This window comes from Arthrobacter sp. PsM3 (assembly GCF_030433895.1).
In the GTDB taxonomy this organism is placed as follows: Bacteria; Actinomycetota; Actinomycetes; order Actinomycetales; family Micrococcaceae; genus Arthrobacter.
Genome location: NZ_JARUXE010000007.1, coordinates 64,044 through 89,154 on the forward strand (window position 1 = coordinate 64,044; position 25,111 = coordinate 89,154).

The 25,111-nt window shown below is 66.4% G+C and carries 23 protein-coding genes; 8 read left to right on the top strand and 15 right to left on the bottom strand.

Annotated features, from left to right (window positions below; genetic code table 11):
• Nucleotides 1-82: 82 nt before the first annotated feature.
• Both QCD75_RS05070 and QCD75_RS05075 read right to left on the bottom strand, forming a co-directional pair.
• Nucleotides 83-436 carry an ArsR/SmtB family transcription factor gene (locus QCD75_RS05070; RefSeq protein WP_301226326.1) on the bottom strand — a complete coding sequence of 118 codons (354 nt, stop codon included), beginning with the start codon at nucleotides 434-436 and terminating at the stop codon, nucleotides 83-85.
• Between the two features lie 7 nt (nucleotides 437-443).
• Nucleotides 444-1,724 (bottom strand): MFS transporter, encoded by a 1,281-nt coding sequence (locus QCD75_RS05075; RefSeq protein ID WP_301226328.1) that lies wholly within the window; start codon nucleotides 1,722-1,724, stop codon nucleotides 444-446.
• Between the two features lie 149 nt (nucleotides 1,725-1,873).
• Here QCD75_RS05075 and QCD75_RS05080 point away from each other — a divergent pair, with 149 nt between their 5' ends.
• From QCD75_RS05080 to QCD75_RS05090, 3 genes are all read left to right on the top strand, one after another.
• Nucleotides 1,874-2,269 carry an ArsR/SmtB family transcription factor gene (locus tag QCD75_RS05080; protein ID WP_301226330.1) on the top strand — a complete coding sequence of 132 codons (396 nt, stop codon included), beginning with the start codon at nucleotides 1,874-1,876 and terminating at the stop codon, nucleotides 2,267-2,269.
• Entirely contained in the window at nucleotides 2,266-4,182 is a 1,917-nt protein-coding gene (locus QCD75_RS05085; RefSeq protein WP_301226332.1) for a heavy metal translocating P-type ATPase, read from the top strand. Before QCD75_RS05080 ends, QCD75_RS05085 begins: the two co-directional genes overlap by 4 nt.
• Before the next feature lie 68 nt (nucleotides 4,183-4,250).
• The gene (locus QCD75_RS05090) at nucleotides 4,251-4,685 is read left to right on the top strand and encodes a peptidase (RefSeq protein WP_301226334.1); all 435 of its coding nucleotides are present in this window, start codon (nucleotides 4,251-4,253) and stop codon (nucleotides 4,683-4,685) included.
• Between the two features lie 255 nt (nucleotides 4,686-4,940).
• Here the strand turns inward: QCD75_RS05090 and QCD75_RS05095 are convergent, their stop codons facing one another.
• The 4 genes from QCD75_RS05095 to QCD75_RS05110 all read right to left on the bottom strand — a co-directional run bounded on the left by QCD75_RS05095 (nucleotide 4,941) and on the right by QCD75_RS05110 (nucleotide 9,106).
• Nucleotides 4,941-5,630: a DsbA family protein gene (locus tag QCD75_RS05095; protein WP_301226337.1), complete on the bottom strand. Its 690-nt coding sequence runs from the start codon at nucleotides 5,628-5,630 to the stop codon at nucleotides 4,941-4,943.
• Entirely contained in the window at nucleotides 5,630-6,547 is a 918-nt protein-coding gene (locus tag QCD75_RS05100; RefSeq protein WP_301226339.1) for a cation diffusion facilitator family transporter, read from the bottom strand. Before QCD75_RS05100 ends, QCD75_RS05095 begins: the two co-directional genes overlap by 1 nt.
• On the bottom strand, nucleotides 6,544-6,921 hold the full coding sequence (locus tag QCD75_RS05105; RefSeq protein WP_301226341.1) for an ArsR/SmtB family transcription factor: 378 nt from the start codon (nucleotides 6,919-6,921) through the stop codon (nucleotides 6,544-6,546). Before QCD75_RS05105 ends, QCD75_RS05100 begins: the two co-directional genes overlap by 4 nt.
• A 91-nt stretch (nucleotides 6,922-7,012) precedes the next feature.
• Nucleotides 7,013-9,106: a cytochrome c oxidase assembly protein gene (locus QCD75_RS05110; protein ID WP_301226343.1), complete on the bottom strand. Its 2,094-nt coding sequence runs from the start codon at nucleotides 9,104-9,106 to the stop codon at nucleotides 7,013-7,015.
• 180 nt (nucleotides 9,107-9,286) lie between these two features.
• Between QCD75_RS05110 and QCD75_RS05115 the strand changes: the two genes are divergently transcribed.
• Both QCD75_RS05115 and QCD75_RS05120 read left to right on the top strand, forming a co-directional pair.
• Nucleotides 9,287-9,706, top strand: a complete 420-nt coding sequence (locus QCD75_RS05115; protein WP_301226345.1) for an ArsR/SmtB family transcription factor — start codon at nucleotides 9,287-9,289, stop codon at nucleotides 9,704-9,706.
• 31 nt (nucleotides 9,707-9,737) lie between these two features.
• A complete protein-coding gene (locus tag QCD75_RS05120) occupies nucleotides 9,738-10,706 on the top strand; it encodes a cytochrome c oxidase assembly protein (protein ID WP_301226494.1) in 969 nt (322 codons plus the stop codon).
• A gap of 147 nt (nucleotides 10,707-10,853) precedes the next feature.
• On the opposite strand, the gene QCD75_RS05125 is transcribed toward QCD75_RS05120, so the two are convergent.
• The 4 genes from QCD75_RS05125 to QCD75_RS05140 all read right to left on the bottom strand — a co-directional run bounded on the left by QCD75_RS05125 (nucleotide 10,854) and on the right by QCD75_RS05140 (nucleotide 15,115).
• Nucleotides 10,854-13,409: a heavy metal translocating P-type ATPase gene (locus QCD75_RS05125; protein ID WP_301226347.1), complete on the bottom strand. Its 2,556-nt coding sequence runs from the start codon at nucleotides 13,407-13,409 to the stop codon at nucleotides 10,854-10,856.
• A gap of 65 nt (nucleotides 13,410-13,474) precedes the next feature.
• Nucleotides 13,475-13,789, bottom strand: a complete 315-nt coding sequence (locus QCD75_RS05130; protein ID WP_301226349.1) for a zf-TFIIB domain-containing protein — start codon at nucleotides 13,787-13,789, stop codon at nucleotides 13,475-13,477.
• Nucleotides 13,786-14,241: an ArsR/SmtB family transcription factor gene (locus tag QCD75_RS05135; protein WP_367400630.1), complete on the bottom strand. Its 456-nt coding sequence runs from the start codon at nucleotides 14,239-14,241 to the stop codon at nucleotides 13,786-13,788. Before QCD75_RS05135 ends, QCD75_RS05130 begins: the two co-directional genes overlap by 4 nt.
• Before the next feature lie 139 nt (nucleotides 14,242-14,380).
• Entirely contained in the window at nucleotides 14,381-15,115 is a 735-nt protein-coding gene (locus QCD75_RS05140; RefSeq protein ID WP_301226353.1) for a ZIP family metal transporter, read from the bottom strand.
• Between the two features lie 1,098 nt (nucleotides 15,116-16,213).
• Here QCD75_RS05140 and QCD75_RS05145 point away from each other — a divergent pair.
• From QCD75_RS05145 to QCD75_RS05155, 3 genes are read left to right on the top strand one after another with little or no spacing between them, the layout of a single operon-like run.
• Nucleotides 16,214-16,978: a M23 family metallopeptidase gene (locus tag QCD75_RS05145; protein ID WP_301226355.1), complete on the top strand. Its 765-nt coding sequence runs from the start codon at nucleotides 16,214-16,216 to the stop codon at nucleotides 16,976-16,978.
• The gene (locus QCD75_RS05150) at nucleotides 16,975-17,664 is read left to right on the top strand and encodes a DUF305 domain-containing protein (protein WP_301226357.1); all 690 of its coding nucleotides are present in this window, start codon (nucleotides 16,975-16,977) and stop codon (nucleotides 17,662-17,664) included. The genes QCD75_RS05145 and QCD75_RS05150 overlap by 4 nt, the downstream gene beginning before the upstream one ends.
• A gap of 31 nt (nucleotides 17,665-17,695) precedes the next feature.
• Nucleotides 17,696-18,331: a DUF3105 domain-containing protein gene (locus QCD75_RS05155; protein WP_301226359.1), complete on the top strand. Its 636-nt coding sequence runs from the start codon at nucleotides 17,696-17,698 to the stop codon at nucleotides 18,329-18,331.
• Nucleotides 18,332-18,515: 184 nt separating this feature from the next.
• Here the strand turns inward: QCD75_RS05155 and QCD75_RS05160 are convergent, their stop codons facing one another.
• From QCD75_RS05160 to QCD75_RS05180, 5 genes are read right to left on the bottom strand one after another with little or no spacing between them, the layout of a single operon-like run.
• Entirely contained in the window at nucleotides 18,516-18,956 is a 441-nt protein-coding gene (locus QCD75_RS05160) for a DUF4913 domain-containing protein (RefSeq protein WP_301226361.1), read from the bottom strand.
• 14 nt (nucleotides 18,957-18,970) lie between these two features.
• Nucleotides 18,971-20,743 (bottom strand): type IV secretory system conjugative DNA transfer family protein, encoded by a 1,773-nt coding sequence (locus QCD75_RS05165; protein ID WP_301226363.1) that lies wholly within the window; start codon nucleotides 20,741-20,743, stop codon nucleotides 18,971-18,973.
• Nucleotides 20,740-22,338, bottom strand: coding sequence for an ATP/GTP-binding protein (locus tag QCD75_RS05170; protein ID WP_301226365.1), 1,599 nt, complete (start codon nucleotides 22,336-22,338; stop codon nucleotides 20,740-20,742). Before QCD75_RS05170 ends, QCD75_RS05165 begins: the two co-directional genes overlap by 4 nt.
• Complete coding sequence (locus tag QCD75_RS05175; RefSeq protein WP_301226367.1) at nucleotides 22,338-23,846, bottom strand: SCO6880 family protein; 1,509 nt, start codon at nucleotides 23,844-23,846, stop codon at nucleotides 22,338-22,340. The genes QCD75_RS05170 and QCD75_RS05175 overlap by 1 nt, the downstream gene beginning before the upstream one ends.
• A complete protein-coding gene (locus QCD75_RS05180) occupies nucleotides 23,833-25,110 on the bottom strand; it encodes a hypothetical protein (RefSeq protein WP_441005438.1) in 1,278 nt (425 codons plus the stop codon). Before QCD75_RS05180 ends, QCD75_RS05175 begins: the two co-directional genes overlap by 14 nt.
• Between the last annotated feature and the right edge of the window lies 1 nt (nucleotide 25,111).

The following is a 25,111-nucleotide window of genomic DNA, read 5'->3' on the forward strand; positions in this document are numbered from 1 at the left end:
CGCTTCCAACTCGATCATTTTGTTAGCCGGGGTGGCGGTGTTCAAACGGCGGCTTTGTAGCCCCGGGGCATCGGTTGGGGCCTCAGCCGTGGATTGGTTCGCCGGTCATCAGGTGGTCGGCGTGGTTGATGGTTTCGCGGATGAGTCGGACCAGGTGCCCGTCGTGGAGGTTATAGATGACGTGCCGGCCGTCCTTGCGGGTGTCCACGAGGCCGCTAAGACGCAGTTTGGCCAGGTGCTGGCTGACTACGGTCCGTGGCGCCCCGGACGCGTCGGCGAGTTCGGTGACGGTCTTGGGGCCGTTGGAGAGTTGCCAGAGCAGGTGCAGGCGAGTGGGTTCGGCGAGCATCCGCAGCGTCCCGGCAGCGGTGTCGAGCAGCTCCGGGCCCGGAGTGACCAGGTGAGTCAGGGACGGCTCCCCAGTGGCGGGGCTCAACGAGCTGCTAGGGCTCGGCGCGCTGCTGGGCCGGCTGATCAACGGGTTGCTCCTCATCGGCTGGTTCCTGGGATGTGGCGGCGGTGTGCGGTGGCCAGGACAGGAATGCACCTGCACTTCCTATTATCGCAACAATTGTCAAAGTCAGCCCGGCCCAGCCCAGTCCCGCGGCGGCTCCGACCCAGCCGGCCAGCGGGTAGGTCAGGATGTAGCAGGCGTGGGAGAGGGAGAACTGCGCGGTGAAGACGTACGGCCGGGTTTCCTCGGTGGAGGCATCACGCAGCAGCCGGGACGAGGGCGTGAGGATCGTGGAATTCGCCGCACCGAGCAGGAACCACAGCCCCAGCAGCGGCCACCACCCCGCGCCACCGACACCCAGGAAGGTCAGGAGCGTGGCGCCGGCCAGCACGGCAGGGATCACGGCGGCACCGGTGAGCATCACGGCCCGGTCCCCGAACCGGTCCAGGACCCGGGGTGCTGACAAAGCGACGATCATCGAACCGACCCCGAAGCAGGCCAGGGCCAGGGCCAGGTCCGTGTCTGGACGGCGTAGGACGTCGCGGACGTAGACCACGGTGTTGACCAGCACCAGAGCCGTCGGGGCTGCGACCACGAGGTTCAGCGCCAGCAGGGACCGCAGACGCCGGTTGCGCCAGAAGATCCGTGTACCCAGGGTGGTCCGGTGCCAAAGGGACGTCTGCGGCCCCGCCGGCGCTGAAAGCCGCGGCAGGACCGTGATGGTGACCATGAAGGCCGAGAACAGGAAACCGGCGACTGTGCCGATGAACAGGTTGTTGTAGCTGATCAGCGTCAGCAGCAAGGCCGCAAGGGCCGGACTGACCAGAGCTTCCATGTCATAGGCCAGCCTGGAAAGGGACAACGCGCGCGCGTAATCCCGTTCATCCTTCAGGATGGTCGGGATCAGCGACTGGAAGGCCGGGGTGAAGGTCGCGGAGGCGGACTGCAGCAGGAAGATCACCACGTAGATCTGCCAGGTCTCTGTAATGAACGGCAGAGACAGTGCCATCGCCGCCCGGATCAGGTCAGCCCCGATCAGCACCGGCTTTTTGGGCAACCGCGCCACCAGTGCGTTGATTACCGGGGCCAGGCCCACGTAGGCGAGCATCTTGATCGTCAGGGCCGTGCCCAGTACCGCGCCGGCGTTCCGGCCGGCCAGGTCGTAGGCCAGCAGTCCGAGGGCCACCGTGAGCAGGCCCGTGCCGATCAGGGCCACGATCTGGGCGGCGAACAGCCGCCGGTAGGTCACATTCCGCAGAACATCTAACATTCGTCCAACTCCTTTGGTGCATAGGTGCGCGTATATGCACTGATCATAGACAGCTTCGCCCCGCGTTGTCTCGTTCAGAAGCCGGCTCTCCCGGCGGCCGGTGTCCTGACCGGATTCGGATCAGGTCTGTTTTATGGAACAATCTTCATATGAGTGAAGATAAGAATCATTGCAGTCTTGATGCCGACAGTCAGTACGTCGAGCTCGCGGTCGAGGTGTTTGCGATGCTCGCGGACGCTACGCGGGTGCGGATCATCCTGGCACTGCGGGACGGGGAACTGTCCGTGAACCATCTCGCGGACATCATCGATAAGTCCCCGACTGCCGTGTCGCAGCATCTGGCGAAGCTGCGACTGGGCAGGATCGTAGCTGCCCGGCAGGACGGGACCCGGGTCTTTTACCGGCTTGCCAACGAGCACGCGCGTAAGCTTGTTGCCGACGCCGTGTTCCAGGCCGAGCATTCCCTCGGCGGTGAGCCGGCGCATCACCGCATCGACATGTCGCGCACGGGGGCGCCGGCCGCGGAAGGGGCGGTGCGCTCGTGAGCCAGACGCTGACCTCCCCGATCGGAGCTGCCACGGGCCGGTCCCTGCCCAAGCCTGCGTCGATTTTCCGTACCGGGGCCCGGCTGCCCGAAGTCCGGTGGGCCACGGTCGCTTTGGCGCTTTTCCTGGTCGGCGGGGCAGCGCAGCTGGCCGGGGCACCGCCGGTCGTGTGGTGGTCCTTCTATCTGGCCTGCTACGCGGCCGGCGGCTGGGAACCTGCGCTGTCGGGTTTGCGGGCGCTGCGCGAGAAGTCCCTGGACGTGGACCTGCTGATGATCGTCGCGGCGATCGCGGCCGCGGCCATCGGCCAGGTTTTCGACGGGGCCCTGCTGATCGTCATCTTCGCAACATCGGGTGCTCTGGAAGCCCTGGTCACCCAGCGGACAGCTGACTCCGTCAGTTCCCTGCTGGCCCTGGCGCCGGAACGCGCCACCCGTCTCATCGACGGGACCGGCCTCGAAGAGGAGGTCGACACCGCGGACCTGCAGGTCGGCGACGTGATTCTGGTGCGCCCGGGTGAACGGATCGGCGCCGACGGCACCGTCATCCGTGGAGTCAGCGAGGTCGACCAGGCCGCGATGACCGGGGAATCGGTTCCGGTCATCCGGCGCGAAAGCGACGAGGTGCTCTCCGGAACCGTCAACGGCAGCGGTATTCTCTCGGTGCGGGTAGCCAAGGCGGCCAAGGACTCGGTGGTCAGCCGCATCGTGACCCTCGTGGAGGAAGCCTCCGCCACCAAAGCGAAGACCCAGCTGTTCATTGAAAAAGTCGAACAGCGCTACTCCGTCGGTGTCATCGTGGCGACCTTGCTGGTGTTCTTCCTGCCCCTGGCCCTCGGCGAGAGCCTGGAGGCCGCCCTGCTGCGGGCCATCACCTTCATGATCGTTGCCTCCCCGTGCGCCGTCGTCCTGTCAACCATGCCGCCGCTGCTGGCCGCCATCGCCAACGCCGGACGGCACGGCGTCCTGGTGAAATCAGCCACCGTGATGGAGCAGGTCGGACGCACCAACGTCGTCGCCTTCGATAAGACCGGAACCCTCACCGAGGGAACCCCGAAAGTCACCTCCGTCGACTCCCTGGAGGCCACCCTCACCCCCGCACAGGTCCTGGGGCTGGCGGCCGCCGTCGAACAGTACAGCGAACACCCGCTCGGCCGGGCCATCCTCCGGGACGCACGGGAAAGAAGCCTCACCGTGGCGCCGGCAGCCGAATTCAAGGCCGTCCCCGGCCAGGGAGTATCAGGCATCGTCCACGGCCGGCAGGTCCGGGTGGAACGGCCCGCCGCGGAGGCCGATGACAACGTGCCCGGAACCGTCGTTTACGTCACCATCGACGGGAGCACGGCGGGGCGGATCACCCTGGCAGACCGGCTCCGCCCGACCGCGGCCGCCACAGTCGAACGGCTCCGTCAGATCACGGGAAATCCAGTTCATCTGCTCACCGGAGACAACCACCGCGCCGCAGCCCAGATCGCCGCCGAAACCGGCATTGACGACGTCCGCTCGCGCCTGCTGCCCGCTGACAAGGCGGCAGTGGTGCACAGGCTGGAACAGGACGGCCACCGGGTCCTGCTGATCGGCGATGGCGTCAACGACGCCCCCGCCCTCGCGGCAGCGACCACCGGCATCGCGATGGGACGGCACGGCTCCGACCTCGCCCTGGACACGGCCGATGCCATCATCGTCCGCGACGAACTCGAAGCCCTGCCGTCACTGATCGCGATCTCAAAGCGGGCACACCGGTTCGTCATCGCCAACCTCGCCATCGCAGCCACCTTCATCACAGTTCTCGTCACGTGGGACCTGATCTCCACCCTGCCGCTGCCGCTGGCCGTCGCCGGACACGAAGGCTCCACCGTCATCGTTGCCCTCAACGGCCTGCGGCTTCTACGCAGCCAGGCCTGGAAAACCTGACCGGCCGCCCTCCGGTGCCGGCGCCGGCGCCGGCCCCATTAGACAGAGCGAAACAGAAAGGACCACTAATGAACACCGGACCCGTGGACGGGCGGACGGTGGTGACGGTGCCCGGACACGGCCGCTTCCACGCCACCGCCGAAGCCCTGGAGATGATCGCCGTGTTCGGCGGCTCCCTGCACTGCTACCAGGGGTCGGGCGGCTGCCGCGTCCAGGGACTCTACTTCTCCCGGACACGGCCAAAAAAGTACATCGCCTGCGCACTGGACCCCCCTGCCGAGACGCGCGCGGAGCTGACAATCTCCGTCAGCCACGAACTTGCCCCCCGGCTCGACGGAGCGGTCCTGGACTTCGGCAACTACAACCGCCTGCAACGCTTCGTGTGGACCGCCATCCCGGCGGTCAAAGGCCCCCAATGCACCTGTCTGCGGGCCATGGGCAAACCCGCGGGCAAACGCTCACCCTGCCTAGACGACATCGGTGTGGGCATAACCGACCTCTGACCGCGGCGGTGCCGCTGCCATGACCCACGGATCTCGCGGAGCCGTTGGAATCGGAACACCCGAAGGGGACGCCGATGCCTACTTCAGGCTCCGAGAGGGCGCCCTCACCGTCGTACCGGGGTCAACATCGATTTGAAACACTCAACCTCAGGACGCACGTACCTTATACGGCTTAGTTGGCAACAGGGCGCCACCCGGAGTACCAGGCCCTTGGAACGCTAGCGTCGGATATTTCACAAATTCACAAGCCACCCCTTATTTGGCGGCGTCGGTGAGTTTCTGCCGGAAGTCCGCTTCGGTGTTGAGTGTCAGCTTTTGGCCGTTGAGGAAGAAGGTCGGGGTGCCGGTCACTCCCAGCGCCTTGCCGTCGGCGACGTCTTTGCGGATCCGGTCAATGGTTTTTTCGTCCGCTACGGCGGCGTCGTACTTGGCCAGGTCCAGGCCCAGTTCCTGCGCGTAGGTTCTGAACACGGGTGCCTGGGAGTCCTGTTTTTCGCCCCATTGCGGCTGGGTGTCGAACATTTTGGTGTACATCTGCTCGTACTTGCCCTGCTGCGCGGCGGCTTCCACGGCCAGGGCCGCGGTTCCGGAGTTCCGGTGCCCCGGCAGCGGGAAGTAGCGGTTGACGAAGGTGATCCGGTCACCGAATTCCTGCTTCAGTTCCTCCACGAGCGGCTGCGCTGCCCGGCAGGATTCACATTCGAAGTCCAGGAACTCCACCAGCTGGGCCTTCTCCGTGGCCGGTGTGGTGACCCGGTGGCTGTCCTCACGGACCAGCTGCGCGTCGGCCACCGGTGGGGGCGCGGGTTCGGCGGCTTTGGCGGTGGTGAAGACCGCGTACCAGATCACGCCGGCGGTGACGATGACGCCCAGGAGGATCCAGAGGACCAGACGGACCTTTTTTGCGGGGTCCGGTGGGGCGGGGGCTGCCGTGGTTTGTGTCATCAGTGGTGGATGCTTTCCTGGTCGCGGTGGGCGGCGGGTTCGATCTGGAAGGTGGAGTGTTCGACGCTGACGTCGAAGTGTTCGGCCACGCAAAGCTGCAGGTCAGCCAGGATGGCGGCGGCGTGTCCGTCGGTCATGCAGGTGTCTTCGACGGTGACGTGGGCGGAGAGGACGGCTGTGCCCGAGGCGACCAGGGATGCGTGCAGGTCATGGACGTCGATGACGTGCGGCACGGCAAGGACGTGCTCGCGGACCCCTGCCATGTCCAGGCCCTGCGGGGCGTTTTCCATCAGCACGTTCACGGTGTCCCGGAGCAGCTTCAGCGTGCGGGGAATGATCAGGACGCCGATCAGCAGGGACACGACGGCGTCGGCCTGGACCCAGCCGGTGACGGCGATGATGATGGCGGCCGCGATGACAGCCACGGAGCCGAGGGCGTCGTTGAGAACCTCCAGGAACGCGGCCTTCATGTTGAAGTTGTGGTTCCGTCCCGACGCCAGAACAATCAGCCCGACGGCGTTGCCGGCCAGGCCGATGATGCCGAACCACAGCATCGTTGAGCCGCCGATTTCGGGAGGCTCGATGAGGCGGCGGATGCCCTCGACGATGACGAAGCCGCCGACACCCAGCAGCAGGGCAGCCTGCCCGGCCGCGGCAAGGATCTCGGCGCGCTTGTACCCCCAGGTCCGTTTGGCCGTGGCCGGCTTCAGTGCCAGCGAGGCGGCGATCAGGGCGATGAGCAGCCCGGTCGAGTCGGTGAACATGTGGCCGGCATCGGCCAGGAGCGCCAGGCTGCCGGTGAGGAACGAGCCGATGATCTCCGCGATCATCACGGTGAAGGTGATGGCAAAGACGAGGATCAGTTTGCCCCGGTTACCCGCAGCGGCCGCACCGTGGTCGTGATCGTGCCCGCTCATGGGCCTACCTCCGTCATGCGTTCCTGGCCGGTCAGCGGGGACGGCTTGTCCTGGGGACAACCCGGCTCGGCACAGCTGCAGATCGGGTCGACGGTCAGGATCGTGCCGAGCAGGTCATCCAGGGCGTGCGCCAGCCGGGGGTCCGAGAGCCGGTATTGGACCCGTCGTCCTGCGGGGTCCCCGGCCACCAACCCGCAGTCGCGCAGACAGGCCAGGTGGTTGGAGAGGATCTGGCGGCTGACTCCGATCCGGTCGGCCAGTTCCGACGGGCACGCCGGGCCGGATTTGAGTTCGAGCAGGATGGCTGCCCGGGTCGGGTCGGCCAGTGCCTTGCCGAAGCGTGCCAGAACATCGGGCGTGGACAGTATGCGCATCTCCCGGATAATACAGTGATTCCTGGATTCAAAGCATTTCGTGTTCTGTCCGGCTGGCAGTTGGGTGCCGGGGCGGAGAGGCCGCAGTGCGCTAGTTGGCCCGGTCATGGGTCCGGTCCGTTGCGGTGCTGCGTTCCTCGAGGCGGGCGAGCATGGCGTTGTAGGCGGTGAGGTCGGCGTCGTTGTTCCGGGCTGCGGCACGGTCGGTGCGCCGGGTTTCGCGGGCATCGGAGCGTGACCACATGACCGCCACGCCGAGGGCAATCAGCACGGTGGGGATCTCGCCGATACCCCAAGTGATCGCGCCGGCCATCTGCTGGTCCTCCAGCGCCGGCAGCCCCCAGCCCCGCCCCAGACCGGTGAACCAGTCTGACTGGATCAGGGTGGTTGAGCCCATCAGGGTCACGCCGAAGAAGGCGTGGAAAGCCATGGTGGCCAGTAGCAGCAGCAGCCGCAGCGGGTAGGGCGCACGGCGCGGAACAGGGTCGGTGCCGATCATGGATAGAACAAAGAGGTAGCCGGTGATGACGAAATGGACCGTCATGAGTTCATGACCGACGTGTTCACGGAGGGCGAAGCCGAACGCGTCGGAGTAGTAAAAGAGCACGATGGATCCGGCGAAGTTGGCAGCAACGAACAAAGGGTGGGTCACGATGGCGGCCACCCGTGAATGGACCAGAACCATGATCCATTCCCTGGGGCCGCGGGAACCGTCATGCCGTGGGGCCAGTGTCCGAAGCGCGAGGGTGACCGGGGACCCGAGGACGAGGAACACCGGGACGATCATGGTTAGAGCCATGTGGTCCAGCATGTGGGCGCTGAACAGGACCCGGCCGTAGACAGACGGCCCCCCGGAGGTGAAGAACACCAGCGCGGCCAGGCCGGTCAGCCACAGCAGCGACCGGGCCCAGGGCCAGGTGTCGCCGCGGACCCGGAGGCGCCGGGCGGCCCGCAGATACAGGTAGGCGCCGGTCACCGCCACGGCGATCCAGAGCCAGTCCGGCCGCCAGACGGTGAACCACCGCTCTGCAGTCAGCTCCGGGGGCAGCAGGTAGCCGGTGAGGATTTCTGCCGGCGTCAGGGCCGGGCGGATGTCCTCTCCCCCGGGCGGAGGCGTCCGGCTCAGGGCCGCGGCCAGGCCGCTGGCGGCGCCCATGATCAGAAGCTCCACGACGATGAAGCGCCACAGCAACCGGGTGTGCGTCCCGGGTCCGGACTTCAGGGACAGTTGCGGGAGGATCCGTCGGCGGTGCAGTAAGCCGATGGCGCCCAGAACGAGGGCGGCAGCTGTTTTGCCCAGAAGGAGGACGCCGTAAGGCGAGGCCAGCCCCGCGGGGAGGTCGATGCGGATTGCGGCGTTGATGATGCCGGAAGCGACCACGAGGATGAAAGCGAAACCAGCCAGGGTAGAAAACCGTTCCAGGACCGCTGCGGTGTCCTTGCCAAAGGCGGTCCCTCCGACCGTCAGCGCAATCAGCCCGCCCAGCCAGAGGCACACCCCCACCAGATGAAGGCCCAGTGAGTTGATGGCCTGCTCGTGGTCAGCGCCGCCGGCAGCGTGGCCGATGAGGATCATGGGAAGGAGCCCGGCCAGGGAGAGCAGCGCCGCGGCGGCGAGTCCGCCGCGGGACCTTAGTCCAAACGTGAGCGTCGATACCGACGCGGAAATGATGACCACCCACAGCCACGCTGTCCCGGTGGGCAGCTCGGTGATGTAGGAGGCCAGCTGGGAGGCGTATTCGCTGCTGCCGGAGATGGGGATGCCGGTGATGTCGGAGAAACTGAAGACCAGGACGGCCATGGCGGCCAGCGTCCAGAGCACGCTGGCCGTGGACGCCAGCACCATGATGCGGGTGAACGCGGGGTGCTCCACCGCCGCAGAGACCGGTCCCCTTCGGCCGGGGTTCCCCCGCCCCGGACCCCGCAGCGCCGGCGGGATGATGCAGGCAGCGAAAACGAGGGCGCCGATCGTGGCTGCGGCGGCGGTGTTCTGGAGAGTCTGGGCGATCCCGTAGCCCCAGCGCACCAGAGATCCCGGGTCCCGGGTTTCCGGAGGCAGGGTTGCGCCGCCGTATGCACTGGCCGCCAGGACCGCCACCACCGCAATGACGCCGGCAACGGCGAGCCACACCAACCGCGGCGAAACCGTCGGCGTGTTGGCAGAGGCGGGGGCTTTCAACGCCACAATGCATCCTCAAAGTCGTGGGTCCGGACCCGCTGCCGTGTACAGCCGCAGGCGGTGCCGGCGCACTGCCGGTCTCAACCAGATTATCTGTAGAGTTGTTCACACGTTAAACGGACGCCCGGGGTGGTCCCCCGCCGCGGAGCAAATGCGAAGCATTAGCAGTAGAGGTAATCTTGACAAATGACCCCAAGCTCACGGCCCCCGGCACCTGCCGGCCAGGTCAGCGAATGCTCCCTCCGCCTGGTGGATGCCGACAAAGTGGAACAGGTCCGATCCCGGATGCCGGCGGAGGCCGAGGTCGCGGACCTTGCCGTCATCTTCGGCCTGCTCTCGGATCCGGGACGGGTCCGGATCCTCATCGCCCTCCTCGAAGGCGAAATGTGCGTCTGCGATCTGGCCGCCACCACGGGCCTGAGCGAATCCGGCGTCTCACATGCCCTGAGGCTGCTGCGCGGACCACGCGTGGTGACGGCCCGCCGCGCCGGCAGGATGGCCTATTACTCTCTGGCGGACGCCCACGTCCGCATGCTCCTGGACCTGGGCCTGACACATGTCGGGCACACCGGGCAGGACAGGCTGAAAATGGTCGCCGGACGCTAACGCACCCGGCACGCCGGATCCTGGCGGCATGATGTCCGAACCGGAAATTGTCGGGCCCGTCTGGATCCCGACGCTGCCCCCTTCGCTGGCCGAGTACCTCGCCCCCAACCTGCAGCCCGTCCCGCTGATACCGGTCCTGGCCGCGGTCGCGGCGCTGTTGTATCTCGCCGGTGCCGTCAGTCTCTGGCGGCAGGGGCGGCGCTGGTCGCCGGTGCGCACCGCCTCCTTCCTGGCCGGCTCCCTGGCCATCGTCGTGGTCATGGGCGCAGGGATCGAAGGCTACGGGCTGCGAATGTTCTCGATCTTCATGTTCCAGCAGCTGACGCTGATGATGGCCGTGCCGCCGCTGCTGGTGATCGGTTCCCCCGGGACGCTGCTGTTGCGGGCTACACCTCACCGGGGGCCGGGCCGGGCCGTCCTGCGCGCCGCGATCTGGGGTCTTCGCTCCCGCTGGGGCCGGGTGGCGATCCACCCGGCCTTCATGGTGCCGCTGTTTCTGCTCAGCTTCTACGGCGTGTACTTCTCCGGCATCGCAGATCTCCTCCTGCCCAGCTGGTACGGGCACGTCGGACTCGAGCTGCTGTTCCTGGCCGCCGGCATCCTCTTCACGATTCCACTGATTTCGGCGGATCCGCTGCCCACGCGCCAAAGCCATTTCGGCCGGATGATCGACATGTTCGCCGAAATGCCCCTGCACGCGTTCTTCGGCGTCGTCCTCATGATGGCCACCGCGCCGATGGTCGACTTCTTCTCCACATCTCCCCCGCAATGGAACATAGATCCGATCACAGACCAAGGTGTGGCCGGCGGCCTGGCCTGGTCCTACGGGGAACTTCCCGGGGTCCTGATGCTCATTTTCATCATGGTCCGCTGGCAGCGGGATGAGGCCAAAGGCTGGGTCCGCTCAGACCGGGCCGCCGCGACGGAGGGCACTCCGGAGCTGGACGCGTATAACGACTACCTTCAGCAGCTGGCCCGCCGGCCGGAACGCCAGCGGTGATCCTCACCGCCCCTGCCCCGGTCTTGCCGGTGCACCGGACGAGATGAGTGGTCTTTGGGCTTCCCGTGCGACTTATCCGGCCGCGTCCCCAGCCTGCCCGCAGGAATCCACTCGCCCGGGACGGGCAGGGCGCGGCGTTCTTCGTTCTTAGTCAGGACGCCGTGCCATCACCGGCTCTACGGGTGTGCCCGAGGGCCTGACGGATTCCTCCTCCGTTCCCGGTTCGCGGTAGGCGAGGAGGCGGAGGGCGTTGGCGACGACGAGCAGGGTGGATCCTTCGTGGATCAGGACGGCGAGACCAATGCCGATGGTCCCGGTGATGGTTGCCGGGATCAGGACAGCGACGACCCCCAGGCTTGCCCAGAGGTTCTGGCGGATGATCCGGCTGGACTGCCGGCTGAGTTTCACGGCGAAGGGGAGCCGCTCGAGGTCATCTCCCATGAGCGCGACGTCGGCGGTTTCCATGGCCACGTCTGAGCCGGCTGCGCCCATGGCGATCCCGACGGTGGCATTCGCCATCGCGGGTGCGTCGTTGACGCCGTCGCCGACCATGGCTACCTTGTGTTCCCTGGTGCGCAGCTCGATCACTGCCTTCACTTTGCCTTCAGGCATCAGGTCACCGCGGGCCTCGTCGAGTCCGAGTTGTCCGGCGACGGCGTCCGCTACGGTCTGGTTGTCCCCGGAGAGCATGATCATGTGGCGGATGCCGGCCTGGCGCAGCCGGGAAACGACCTGTTGCGCGGAGGCGCGGGGGGTGTCCATGAGGCCGAGGACGCCGAGGTACCGGGTCCCCCGGCGGACGACCATGGTGGTCCGCCCGGATGCCTCGAGCCGGGCTGTCGATTCTGCGATTTCCGCAGGCAACGGTGCGCCGCCGATTTCACTGAAGAGCTTTTGCTTGCCGATATGGATCTCTTCACCGTCGATCAGGGCGCTGACGCCGCGGCCGGTGATGCCGGCGACGGCGTCGGCCTTGAGCAGCGGCGTTCCGTCGAGCCGGGCGCGCGCGGCCTGCACGATGGCGGCGGCCAGAGGGTGATCGCTCTGTGATTCGACGGCGAGGGCGACGCTGAGCAGTTCGGATTCCGTGACCCCGTCGACGGGTTCGACGTCGGTCATTTCCGGTTTGCCCTCGGTGAGGGTTCCGGTTTTGTCGAAGGCTATCGCGCGCAGGGTACCGAGGTTCTCCAGCGCGCCGCCGCCCTTGATGAGCAGGCCGCCGCGCGCGGCCCGGGCGAGCCCGCTCAGGACAGCACTCGGGGTCGAGATTGCCAGAGCGCAGGGACTGGCGGCGACGAGAACCGCCATGGCCCGGTACAGGGTGGCGGAGAACGGTTCGTCAATGACGAAGCCGGCGAACAGCAGCACGACGACCAAGGTCAGGACCGCGGGTACGAACACCCGCTGGAACCGGTCGGTGAAGCGCTGGGTGGGTGAGGTCTGGGCCTGGGCTTCGCTGACCATCCGCACGACCCGGGCGAGCGTGGAATCCTTGGACAGCCGGGTGACCTCGATTTCCAGAACGCCCGGCCCGTTGACGGTGCCGGCGTAGATCCGGCTTTCCGCGGGGATATCCTGGCCGCTGCGGGGCGTTCCCCGGCTGATCGGGGCCTTGTCCACCGGGATGCTCTCGCCGGTCACGGCGGCCTGATCGACGCTGCTGTGGCCGACGGTGACGAAACCGTCGGAGGGGATGCGGGTGTTCGGTTTGATGATGACCGTGTCGCCGAGCCGGAGTTGCCCGACCGGGATTTCCTGTTCAGTCCCGTCGCGCTTCACGACCGCGGTGGCGGGGGCGAGGTCGGCCAGTGCCTGGATCGCTCGCCGTGCCCGGCCCATGGCATAGCTTTCCAGGGCATGTCCTATGCTGAACAAGGCCAGCAGCAGGGCGCCCTCGGCCAGGTCCCCGAGCACGGCCGCGCCGGCGGCTGCGACCAGCATCAAAAAGTCGATTTCGAACCGTTTGGCCATCACCGTCTGGATGGCTTCCTTGAGCGTGTAGTAGCCGCCAAAGAAATACGCCGCGATGTACAGGGCCGTCGAGACGGCGTCCGGCACCGCCGGGCTCAGCCCGAGGAAGAAGCCCGTCGCGAGCGTCAGGGCGCACAGCACGGCGAAGATCAGTTCGCTGCGCTCCCCGAAGATCCCGCCGTGCTTATGGTCATGATCTTCATGCTTTTCATGCGCTTGGGCCTCCGGAACGGCAGCTGCGGCGCCGCCGGGCTCAGCGGCCTCGGGGCCTTCTGCGGCGCGGGGCCGGCTGGTGCGCGGTGGTGTCCCGAAGCGCTCCAGCAGGTCCACGATCGCCGGATCCGAGGTTTGGTCGGCGAAGTATTCGACCGCGACGGAACCTGTCGGAGAGACGTGGGCTTCGGCGATCCCGGCAGTGTTGCGCAGCCGCTGTTCCAGCAGCTGGGCCCGGGCGGGCCGTGACACGCCGTCCACGTCGAGGCTGAGGTGTCCGAAGTCGCTGTCGACCCGGGCGCCCAGGGACAGGGCGAGTTCCCGGATGCGTTGCAGGCTGATGATGTCGGGTTCGAAATGCACGCACAGCTGCGCCGCGGCTTCCCCTTCTTTGACGTGGGCGCTGATGACGCCCTCACGGGCCTGCAGGCCGGCGGTGAGGCGCCGGACGCAGGCATCCTTTTCGTCCAGCGCCTCGGGAAGCACTGTGTTCAGGTCAAGTTGTGTGTCGGTGGCCATGGGTGCCGTTCTTGGATTCGGGACACGAGGTCCGCTGCGGATGGAAAACCGGGGCGTGACAGGTCTTACCCGAAGAGGTCCCCGAGGAATCCGCCGCGCTTGCGGCCATCGCGCCTGTCCCCGTGGCCGGAACCGCGGCCGTCGTGGCCACCGTGATGGCCCTCCCTGCGGTCAGAACCTTGCGGCTGGCCGAATCCCGGGCCGGGGACCGGTGGTGCGTAGAAGGAGCTTTCGGCATCTATCAGGGACTCCAGTTCGCCGCGGTCCAGGAAAATGCCGCGGCACCCGGTGCATTGATCGATGACGATGCCGTTGCGTTCGTAGGGGCGCATTTCTGCCCCGCATTTGGGGCAGGTCAGAGCGGCGGGTAAAACGTTCATGAGGGCTCCTGATGGATAGGGTGCATGGCTGGTTCGGAACCGGCCGGGACGGCTGCGCTGGTGGCCGGAGAGTGGCCGACGTGAGTGATGGCCAAATCAAGAAGCATCCTGACGTGGCTGTCATCGAGCCGGTAGAAAACGTGTCGGCCCGCGCGGCGGCCCGCAACGACGCGCTGCGCCCGCATGAGCCGAAGTGCCTGGCTCACCGAGGATTCACTGAGCCCGCTCACCGAAGCCAGATCATGGACACAGACCTCACCCGCTTCAAGCAAAGCGGCCAGAATCCGGATACGGCCGGGGTCGGCCATCAGCCGGAACACCTCTGAGAGGCGCACCACGTCGGCCGCGGACGGCAAGGAATTACGGAGGGCATCGACACGCGCCACTTCGCCGGCCAACCGGGGCCCGGACACCCCGCGGGGGCTTCGAAGAGGCCGAACATGAGTGTTCATATGAACACATTATCATTTGTTCAGATATTAGCCATGGGACAGGATCTATCAACGACCGGGTAAGAGTGGGGCGTGGCGGACCGGACGGTAGAAGGCCGCATCCTCCGGGGATGCAGAAATGCCCGGATCCCAAGGCAACCTAGAGGCCGGCCATGACATAGATGGTGAGGAAGCCGAGGAAAAACATGGCGCCCAGGAAGGCGGTTTCGGCGTGCTCGTGGGCCTCAGTCAGCAGTTCCTCGACTACCAGGTACAGGAGTGCGGCGGCACCGAAGGCAAGCACCAGAGCCAGGGTTTGGTTGCTGGCACCGCCGAGGGCAGCCGCTCCACCAACGGCTCCGACGCCCGTGAGCAGGCCCAGACTGCTGGTCGTGGCTACCGCCCGGGTCCGCGACAGGCCGTTCCGGGTCAGGTTGATCGTGACGGACAGGCCTATGAAGAGTATTTCGATGGTCAGAGCAATCGTCAGGATCAGGCCCTGTCGCGCACCGAGCGACGCCCCCAGGCCGACGAGGATGCCGTCCAGGAGCAGGTCGATTCCCACGGCCGCGAGCAAGCCCACCGGCAGCCCGGACCCGGGCGTTTCCTGCTTCTTCTCGAGCCGCCGGCCGAGCGCGCCAAGAGTCAGCATGACCGCCGTGCCAGCAACGAACCCGGCGATGGCCCAGGGCAGGCTTCCTTCGTTCCGCAGGTCCGGGAGCACCTCACCGGCCAGTGCTGCCATCACGACCCCCGCGGCGAAATGCTGGACAGCACTGGTGGTCTTCGGGCCCGGGGGACGCAGAACGGCGATGACCGAGCCGATGATGGCCGCCGCCACGGGGAAGGCCACAAAAACTGCAGCATCGGCAACAGCCGCTGATGTTCCCGTCATGATGTCATCTCCCGGAGCTTGTGCCCGGACGTGACCGAGGCGTGGGTTTGATGATGGAGTGGCCGACCCGAGAGGGCCTCCATCCGCGGTACGGCGCGCACGGTGGCATCACCACCAGCGAGACCAGTCCACCATGGCAGGGTACCTTCCCCTTTCGCCGGCAGGGGCCCATTCCGCGGTCTTTTGAGCAATATCGGACAATCATGATTTGGCTCGCCCCTCAGAGGGGTCGTCCAGGCTTCGGCTGCTGCGGTGATTGGCGCTTTCAGGGTGCTTTCGAGGAAATGCCCAGAATTCGGGCGCTGACCTGACCCTGCTTGTCCAAAACGCGGGTCGCAGGGACAGCCCGTGGGAGGACGAACCGGGTCATCGACGGCAGGATGCCGCCATCATTGTCATCAAAGCTGAGGGAAGCCCACGGAGAAGGTCCGTTCGAAGGCCACTGCGGTCGGGCGTCGTCGCGGGCATTGACCCCGTAGAACTGAACGCCCTCGTCTTTGGAATCCTTATGGATGCGGACAGGTCCGGCGGCTCGGCACGGCCGGGACTGCAGGCTACATGCCGGACGTTCAGCACAACGGCCTTGCCGGCCCGGGCCTCGGGGAGATTGCTTCCCGCTGAATAGCCGGCAGCCGAGGGAAATGTTGGCGCCCCGGGATTCCTGCGGGTATTCGCTGACGGAGCCGACTCCGGCGATGTACTTCTTGTTGTGACCCCGCCCGCGCCCGATCGGGAAGGTCATCCTGTGCTCCGCAGCCTGCCAGTGCGATTGCGGCTGCCCCGGCCCGGGGCCGGCCCTGCGGTGAGCAATTTGACCGGGTCAACTGATCGTATGAAGATATTCACAGTCCTTTAATTCTACCGGCCGTAGAACAACTCTCGCCAGCCCGGGTACGCACGGGGCCGGATAGTCACAGAATTGTAACGGAAGGCCTTTGGTTGTAACGTTGATTCAGAATTTCCTGTACTAAAACTTCCGATACCGCTTCCCGGGCGGGCCGCCTGCCACGGGTCACGCATGAGCGTGCGCGATTCGCCGGGCCTGGGGCAGCTTTACTTGCCGCGGCCGTCGATCGCAGGCGACCCGAAAGGATCCCCGTGCCAGTTCCTTCCCGCCGCGGACGCCGCATGGCGACACCGAACGACCGCCGGCGCCACCGGGCCGCCCCTGCCACGGCAGGACGCCACTTCACACGCGGCGCCGAAGCCAGGCCGGTTGGCCGCGGGTGGATCCCCGGCGCGTCGGCGTTGGCGGCAGCGGTGCTGCTCGCTACGGGCCTCCCTGCCGCCCACGCCCAGCTCGGACATGAAATATCCGGACCGGCAGCTGCGCAGGAGGCACCCGAGACAGCAGGCCCTGGCGTCGAAGCGTCCGCTGCGGCCACCCTCACCTTCCCCAGGACAGATGTCACCACCATCGCCGCGCCCGCCCAAGTAGCGGCAGTTGTGTCCTCGGCCCCGGCTTCCAAGGGCCTGGGCGCTCCCCTGGCCGCCATGTCGGTCACCTCTCCCTTCGGGCTCCGCACCAGCCCCATCACAGGCGGACCCGGGGAATTGCACACCGGCCTGGACCTGCAGGCAGCATGCCGGACGGCCGTCTTCGCCGCCGGAGCGGGCACTGTCGTGGAGGCCGGCTGGTCCCCCAACGGCGGCGGCAACCGGATCGTATTAGATCACGGCAACGGCATGAAAAGCACCTATAACCACCTCTCCTCCATCGAGACAACCATCGGGGCTGACGTGGCCCGGGGTCAGAGGCTCGCCGGAGCCGGAACGACAGGCAACTCCACCGGCTGCCACCTCCACTTCGAAGTCGTGCGCAACGGGCTCACCGTCGACCCCCGAGGCTGGATACAACCATGACCGACAATTGGTCCGAACCACGCGCCGGGACGCCGCGAAGACACCCGGCAGGAACATCGGAGCGTCTCCCCCAACGCCTCTGGATCATCTTCGTGGCCGTCACACTCCTCACCGCCGCAGCCTTCTTCGCCATCGGCCGGCTGTCCGCCGGACCCAAGGCCGTGCCGGACACCGGTGCGGACGCCGGGTTTGCCCGCGACATGCAGGCACACCACGCCCAGGCGGTGGAGATGGCGCTGTTGATCCGGGACAAATCGGGCAACGAGGAAATCCGGGCAATCGCCTACGATATCGCCACCACGCAGCAGCACCAGAACGGCCAAATGTTTGCCTGGCTCCAGGACTGGGGTCTGTCCCCGTCAGGACCGACCCCGCCGATGGCGTGGATGCGGGCAGGAGGCGGCACCCATCAGGGTGCCACGCACACCGGGCAGAGCGCCGCGGAAGGAACCATGGAAGGGATGGCCACGCCAGACCAGATGCAGACACTGCGCAACGCGGCCGGGCCCGAAGCCGACCGGCTCTTCGCGGACCTGATGATCCGGCACCATCAGGGCGGTATCGCCATGGCCAGGGCCGCCGTCGGACTCGCCGAGACCGCCCGGGTCAGGGACTTCGCCGCACGGATCCTGGAAGCCCAGACCGCGGAAATCACTGCCCTTCAAGAGCTGCGCGCCACACTGTAACCACTGACTCCGAAGAAAGCGAGAAAGCCCCATGGCTGCACCGAGGAAGGCGTCCGAGGAACGCACCGCGATTCTCAAGGCGCTGCAGGCCAAGCAGCGCGCTGCCCGGAGACGGCGGGCCTGGCTGATCTACGGCACCGGCGCGGTGCTGGTCGGCTCCATCATCGCGGCGGTGACCTTCGTGGTCGTCGGCGAGGTCCGGCAGCGCGAAGAGACCAAGGCAGCGGCTTCCCGTCCGGTGGAAGGCGAGCAGGACTACCCCGACCAGTCCAGGAACCACACCCGCGAACCCGTCAACTACCCGCGGACACCGGCCACGGGCGGGGACCACGCCCCGGTGTGGACGAACTGCGGCATCTACACAACCCCTGTTAAGCAGACCCAGGCCGTGCACTCCCTCGAGCACGGCGCCGTGTGGCTCTCCTACCGGCCGGATCTGGCAAAAGACCAGATCGCAGAGCTAACCGGCATCGCCGGCACGCAGGATTACCTCCTGCTTAGCCCGGTCATCGACCAGGCCTCCCCGGTGACCGCTACCGCCTGGGGAAAACAGCTCTCCGTCGACAACGCGGAAGACGAGCGTCTGGCGGCCTTCATCACGAAGTACCGACAAGGCCCTCAAACCCCTGAGCCCGGCGCCGTTTGCACCGGCGGCGTCCAGGGCTGACCCAAAACGCTTCACCCAGCTAACTGCGCCGTCGGGGAGAGCAGCCGCAACCAGAACCATCTACGGGCAGCGACCGCGCCGAGTCCCTATGACGGCGTAGTCGACGCCATTGCAGAGGAGATGGATGCCCGGAACCTCATCGCCGTCGTTGGCATGCTTATCGGCGCTGCGAATTGAGCGTGCCCTACGGGCCGGCGGACAACCGGACATCGGGGAACCAGCCCGCTGGTGCCATCTTTGGTTCCAGGTGGTCGGGGTCGCGGTGTTCTTTCATGTCGCAGTTGTAGAAGGGTCCCTGTGGGTCCAGGAGGACTCTCATGTGGTGGTCTGCGTGGTCGCGCCACCAGACGCTCATGCCGGTGGCAGCGTCGAGTCGCAGGTGCTCCCAGGAACGCCAGAGCGCCGCGACACGTGAGACAGCTTCGGGGTGGAAATACCACTCAATGCACCACTTCGCTGACTTCCCCGTCACGCTGCGGACGTACGTGGGCAGCAGCTGCTCGTGAAGGAACTCCTCGGCCGAGCCATAGACGAGCTCCGGTGCCTTCTCGGTCTTTTCGTCCTCGCTCTCGCCGGGACTGGGCGCGGGAGTGTCCGTGTCGAACAATCCGAAATCATCTGCCATGAGTGATTGCTTCCTTACCCAGTGACCCAGGGATTAGAGACCGGCGCAGTGGGCACCGGGACGGGCTCGGGTTCCTCCGGGCGGGGGCTGTACTTCTTGATGGAGGCTTCCACGGCGTCCTTGTGCCGGCCGGTGTACCAGGGCATGGTCCGGACCAGGGTGGCTGGTGCGCCGGAGGCGAGGACAACGGCGCGGCCGCGGTCCAGTTCCGCGAGGTTGGAGACGTCGAAGATGCGTTCCTTGCCCTCTTGCCGGGAACGGCTGGATCCGGATTTGCCGGACGAGACGGAGACGTTGGTGTAGCTGTAGTCACCGATCAGGTCCGAGAGTGCCCGGAGGAATCCTTCTTCAGCGACGCCGCCGCCGTAGACCTTGACGTTCGCGGCGGACCAGATTTTCCGCATGTTGGCCTCGCCCCAGAGTTCGACGCCCTGGGACCAGGATTGCAGGATGCCCATGACGATCAGGCCTTTGGAGCCGTAGTGGCTGAACTGATCGGGCAGTGCTGCCCAGCGGACGACGTTGGCCAACTCATCGAGGGCGAACAGTGCTGGTTTGGGCAGGCGGCCGCCGTTGCGTTCGGCGCGTTCCTCCATTGCCTCAGCGATCGCTACCGTCAATGCTGTGGTGAGCGGGGACGCGGAGCCGGCCCCTTCCTTGGAGAGGATGTAGATCGTTTCCTGTGAGGCAGCGAACGCGTGCGGGTTGAACTGCCGGCGGGCATCCGTGGCAACCGTCGCGCCACCCATCGGCGCGACCCAGCGCAGCGTGTTCCTGGACTTCAGGCACTGGATCATCTTCTCGGCGGTGCCGAAGATACCGTCGCGCTGCTTGTCCGCGAGTTCCAGCGTGGACTCCAGGCCCTTGTACTGCAGCTCGTAGTCATGCTCTTTCAGGATGTTGATCGGTTCCCGGTTCACCTGCTCCGTCACCCACAGGTAGACCTGCGTGATGGGAAGCTCCCCGAGCGCGGCCGCGAGGAAGTACGAGGAGAGAATGTCTTCGGCTTTGGGGTCGAAGTAGGCGTCCGGTTTGGATCCCGGGACCCGTGAACCGACCGAGAAGTGCTGGGTGAGCTTGTACGCCTTCTCTTCGTCGGTGACGTAGGAGAGCGGATTCCACCACCACTGCGCTTCCTCCTGGGCGATCTTCTGCGGATCGAACACCCATACCGGGGCCGTGAGCTCGCGGACGCCACGGGTGCCGTCCACCACGTCACGCTTGTTCGAGGTGGACACAACGGCGCCGGGTGCGTCCAGGATGGCGGGCATGACCCGGGAGGTGGACTTACCGGTCCGGGGGCCCCAGATATCGAGGCTGAGGTCTTCCCAGGACTGAATAAACGTCTGGCCGGTGGAGACGACCTTGCCGACGACGATGCCCGGAGTGTCCGTCACGCCCAGGCGCTCGGCCGTTGCCCTCGCGCCTTTCTCGGAGAACGCTGCCAGGGATTTGCCGCGGCCCAGATACCGGGCGGCCTTATCAACGCGGGCACGCTTGGACGCGCCCTTCCTCCACGCCACGAGCACGACGATGGCCAGGACCAGGAGAACGCCTACCATGAGGGCGGCCGCGACGGTGGACTGGACGGGCCACGGCACGCGGCCCTTGACCAGTCCGGCGATCAGGTCGATGGGATGTTTGGGGGGTGCGTCGATGCCGGCCATCCAGGATCCCAGGTGGACGGCCGCGTAGGTCCCGCCGCCGACGATGACGATGAAGCCGATGGCGAACCAGACCAGCAGGGCATCCCCGAGGCCCATTCCTTTACGGTTCGGTGCACTCACAGCGAACCTCCTTCAAGGGGCAGGTCAGGGGTCATGGGCTCGAGGAGCGTTTCCGGGGCCTCATGCCACTTTCCTTCGGTGTCGTTGACGCCGTCCGGGCCTTGTTCAAGGGACGTTAAGCCCACCAGGACGGGGATTCCGGGGCGGCCGCCGACCTTGATCAGGAATTTCCCGCGTCCGGGAGGTTCGACGTCGAGCCCGCGGGAGTCCCAGGCGGGCGGGTCCTGCCAGGAGATCAGCTTCTGCTGCTCTTGGCGGGACAACGGAATGGCTGAGGTCAGCAGTGGCATTTCGGAGGCGGGTAGGCCGCCGCAGATCACCATGCCGGAGCGTTCGACGAATCCGCGGGCTTTCATCCGGTCTTCTTCTGCCGGCAGCGCGAGCAGGTCGGACATGGTGTGGGAAATCATGATCTGCCCGACACCGACGGAGCGGTTCAACCGGGTCAGGGCGTCCACCCGGTCGACCATGCCTTTGCCGGCGCGCAGTGCCCGCCACAGTTCGTCCAGGACCACGAAGTAGTTCCGGCGCGGTTCCAGACCGGCGTCCGCGAGGGCGTTGGCGACGTTGACGGTGCCGAATCCGTAGGACCAGCACGCGAGCAGAATGGCAGCTTGGAGGTCGGTTTCGGTCTCGTCAATGCTGGAGACATCGAAGACCACGGCGCGGTCGCGCATCATGGGGTTGGTGGTGTGCCGGGAGAATATTTCTCCGAGCTTCCCGCCTCCGGTCAGCCCGAGCAGGGTTGCTTCCAGTGCCCGGGTTTCCTGCAGGTAGACGTTCATGTCGCCGCGGTCCAGTGCGACCTGCCGCAGCTCATCGGGGGCGGAGATGATCACGTCGAGCAGGTCTTTCAGGACCGGTACACCGTCGAACCGGTCATCGAGGACCCGCAGGGCACGGTCCAGGATCGTCTGTTCCTGATCGGTGGGCGGGTTGTTCCGGCTGATGGTGATCAGGGAGACAACCATGGTCAGGCGCCGGCCGTGCGCGTCGGCGCGGACCCGGGCGGCGTCCTCATGGTGGCCGCTGTCTTCGAGCAGCTGCGCCGCTTCGACGGCCTGGCCGGGATCGAGGATATTCAGGTAGCCAACGCCGCGACCGAGCTTGATGACCTGACCACCGAGGGCCTGGACCGCTTTGACGTGTTCGCCTTTGAGGTCCCCGAGGATCAGGGGGTGGACGCCCTGTGCGGAGAGTCCGATGAACATCCGGCGCACCACGGTGGACTTTCCCAGCCCCGGCTTGCCCAGGATGAACGCCGAGGGGTTGGAAATCAGGCGTGCCCGCTGGAACCAGCTGATCGGGTCGCAGCAGACCGTGGCCTGGGTTTCTTCGTGACGGCCGAGCGGGACGCCGATCATGGGCGAGGACGCCCCGGAGGAAAACGGCCAGAGCCCGCAGACCTGGACCGTGGTTCCCCGGTATTCCGTCACGGCTGGAACGAGCTGTGCCATCCCGCCGCCGCGTCCGGTCCAGCCCCGGGCAGAGGGCCCGGGCTGGCGCGGTTCCTTCTCAGCCTTCTTCTTCGGCGCAGCTTTGACCGGTGCTGCAGCTTTCCTGGCGGGGCGGGTGAAGAGTTTCATGCGGGCCATTACAGGGCGTCCTTGATTTCGGAGGGCAGGAGGCTGTGCTGGGGAAGGACCAGCCCGAGGGGCAGGGACGCGGCGAACGCGGTGTCCTGGGTGCCATAGGCACGGCGCAGCAGCACCCGGGCGGTGCCGGAGGTCTGTTCCACGGCGGCCACGGCATCGGCGAGGCGTTCCTTATCGGTCACGGTGGCGGTGACGACCATGCCGAAGTTCACCAGCCCGGCGCCCTGGGCTTCTTCCTGCGCGGTCTGCACGGCGGAGCGGGCATCGACCAGGGCACGGGCGGACGGGCGTCCCCCGGAGGTGATGCGGACGTTGGCGTTGTTCTGGTCCCGTTCGACCACGGCCGCGGCACGGGCCGAATCCATCGGGCGGTACAGCAACGAGATCCGCTTGCGGTCAATGTCCCCGTGCGGGGCCAGCAGCCGGGACAGGACCGAGGAGTTCACCGACCCGCGCGGGGCACCTGTCATGGTCCATGACACTGAGAACGCGCTGTCGTGCCGGTAGTCATCCCATCCCGCCTGCGTCGCGGAGGGTCCAACTTCGCCCCAGGTCAGGGACACCGGGGAGCCGGCGGCGTGCGCTTCGTCAATGATCAGGGCAGCGGGCGGATCGTAGGCGATCCGGACGACCTCGCAGAGCTCCTGCGCGGACATCGGACGGGCGATCCCGGCACCGGTGGACTGCAGCCGGGCCGACAGCCCGGGGATCCGGGACGCAAGGTCCCGGGCTACATCTTCAGGTGTGCGCTTCTTCGATCCGGCCCGCAGGGAGGCGTTGAAGGACAGGGAGACCCAGGCCCGGACCGTGGCCGAACCTTCCGGGTACGTGTCGACGACCTCGTTGAGCACGTTCTTGGCAAAATCCGGGGCGTTCGGGTCGATGTTCATGGTGACCTCGTTACGGAGCCGGTAGCCGGAATCCGGTGCGGTCTCGACCGTTACGGCGGCGGCGTCCAGGCCCGCTTCGTCTCCGAGGCCGGCGAGCCAGCCGCCCCAATTCGCGACCCACGCATCGACCTGCTCCGGGTCCACCAGGGACGCACCGTCGGGTTCGGTAGAGAAAATCACGGTGTAGTGGCTGGTGGACGGCACATGCAGCAGCGCGAACGGGCGCTTGTAGGAGTCGGTGAATTCATACAGGGTGGACTTCGCGGCGAGGCCGGGCAGCTGGTACATGCCCCACTCCGTCACGCCGAGGGGGCCGGAACGGTAGAGATTCGTTCCGGAGGACTTGGAGAGACGGAAGCTCATCCGTGTTCCGAAACGGTCAACAACGGACTGGCCGTGCTTGTCCTTGACCGTCAGCAACAGGGCGGCCGCCCCGGCCACGGCCAGGACTGCAAGGCCAGGGAACAGGCCCCAGATGGCGAAGCTGATGATGCCCAGCAACAATCCGGCCATGACAATGCCGGTGCCGATAGCGCCGAGGTTGCCCAGCCCGGCAGAGCGCGGGACGCGCCAGTTGCCGTAGGACGGTTCCTTGTATTCGGTATTAATTGCTGCCACTGGGGCCCTCCCCGGTTGAATCCTGCGCGGTCTGTTGTGCGGCCTGGGAAACCTTGGACGCTGCTTGTGCTCCTACGGCGACGGCCATGCCAGCGGGGCCTGCGGCCTTCGCCGCACCCGCCGCGGCACCGCCACCGGCAGCAGCTCCTGCCCCGGCTCCGGTAGTGCCTGCTGCGCCGGCCATGGCGCTGGTGGCCCCGCCCGGACCGGTAGCCCCGGGCGTCGGCTGGCCGCCATTTCCCTTCGGGCCAGGCGTTCCGTTGCTGCCCTTGGGAGATGCGCCTGACTGGTTGCTTTGTGTACTTGCCGGTGTTGGAGCGGCATTGCCCTTACCGCTCCCGCTGCGGCCCATTGATACGGCGCCTGTGGCCATGGCCCCAACGGCAGCTCCAGCTCCCGCTCCCCCGCCAGAGGCGACGGCCCCGACCATCGGCGTCACGAAACGCATCAGCGCCGGTAACGCGAACAGCGCGACGATCATCAACGTGAAGCCCGTGATGGAAGTGATCAATGAATCCTTCCCACTGTTGTTACCCATGAGGAGGAATGCGACCGAGTAAACGATGGCTGCCGCAGGTTTGTAGAGGATGAACGCGATAGTCCAGCCAACTGCTTTCTGGAACCACTGCCTCCCCATCTCGGTGTTGGTGAAGGCCGCGGTGGTGGGCAGGATGCCCGCCAGGATCACCAACATCCCGCTGCGGACCACCATCAAAACGACCTGAACGAGGGAGGCAATCAGACCGATCAGTCCCAGAACGATGAGGATGAACACGCCGATCCCGGTCTGGCCGGTCACGACCAGGAGGCTCATCGACTCGGCAAAACCCTTACCGTCCGTGGATCGGTCGATGATGGCAGCCGAGAAAGCATCCGCGGCGATCACCAGAATGGAGATGACCCCCAGACCAAGGCCCGAGACCAAGGCCAGGGTGATGAGGGACCGCAGCAGATCCTTTAGTGGTGCTCCGCGTTGTTCCCAGATCATTCGGATGCCACCGAGAATGACCGCGAGGACAGCCAGCGTCAGGGTCCAGAGCATCAGTTCACTGTTCACCATGGAGACGATGGGACTCGGCGTTGTGCGGTCGGAGCTGGCCAGGTTCACCGTGGGCATTGACACCCAGAAGGTAGACAGTGTCGTCACCATCTGGCTCATACCCTCCATGATGGCCTTGGCCATATTTCCCATAGCGTCGTTACTCAGGTCTTGGAGTGCGTTCCCGAATCCGCAACCTATGTCCCCCCACTTGCATTCGGCCATG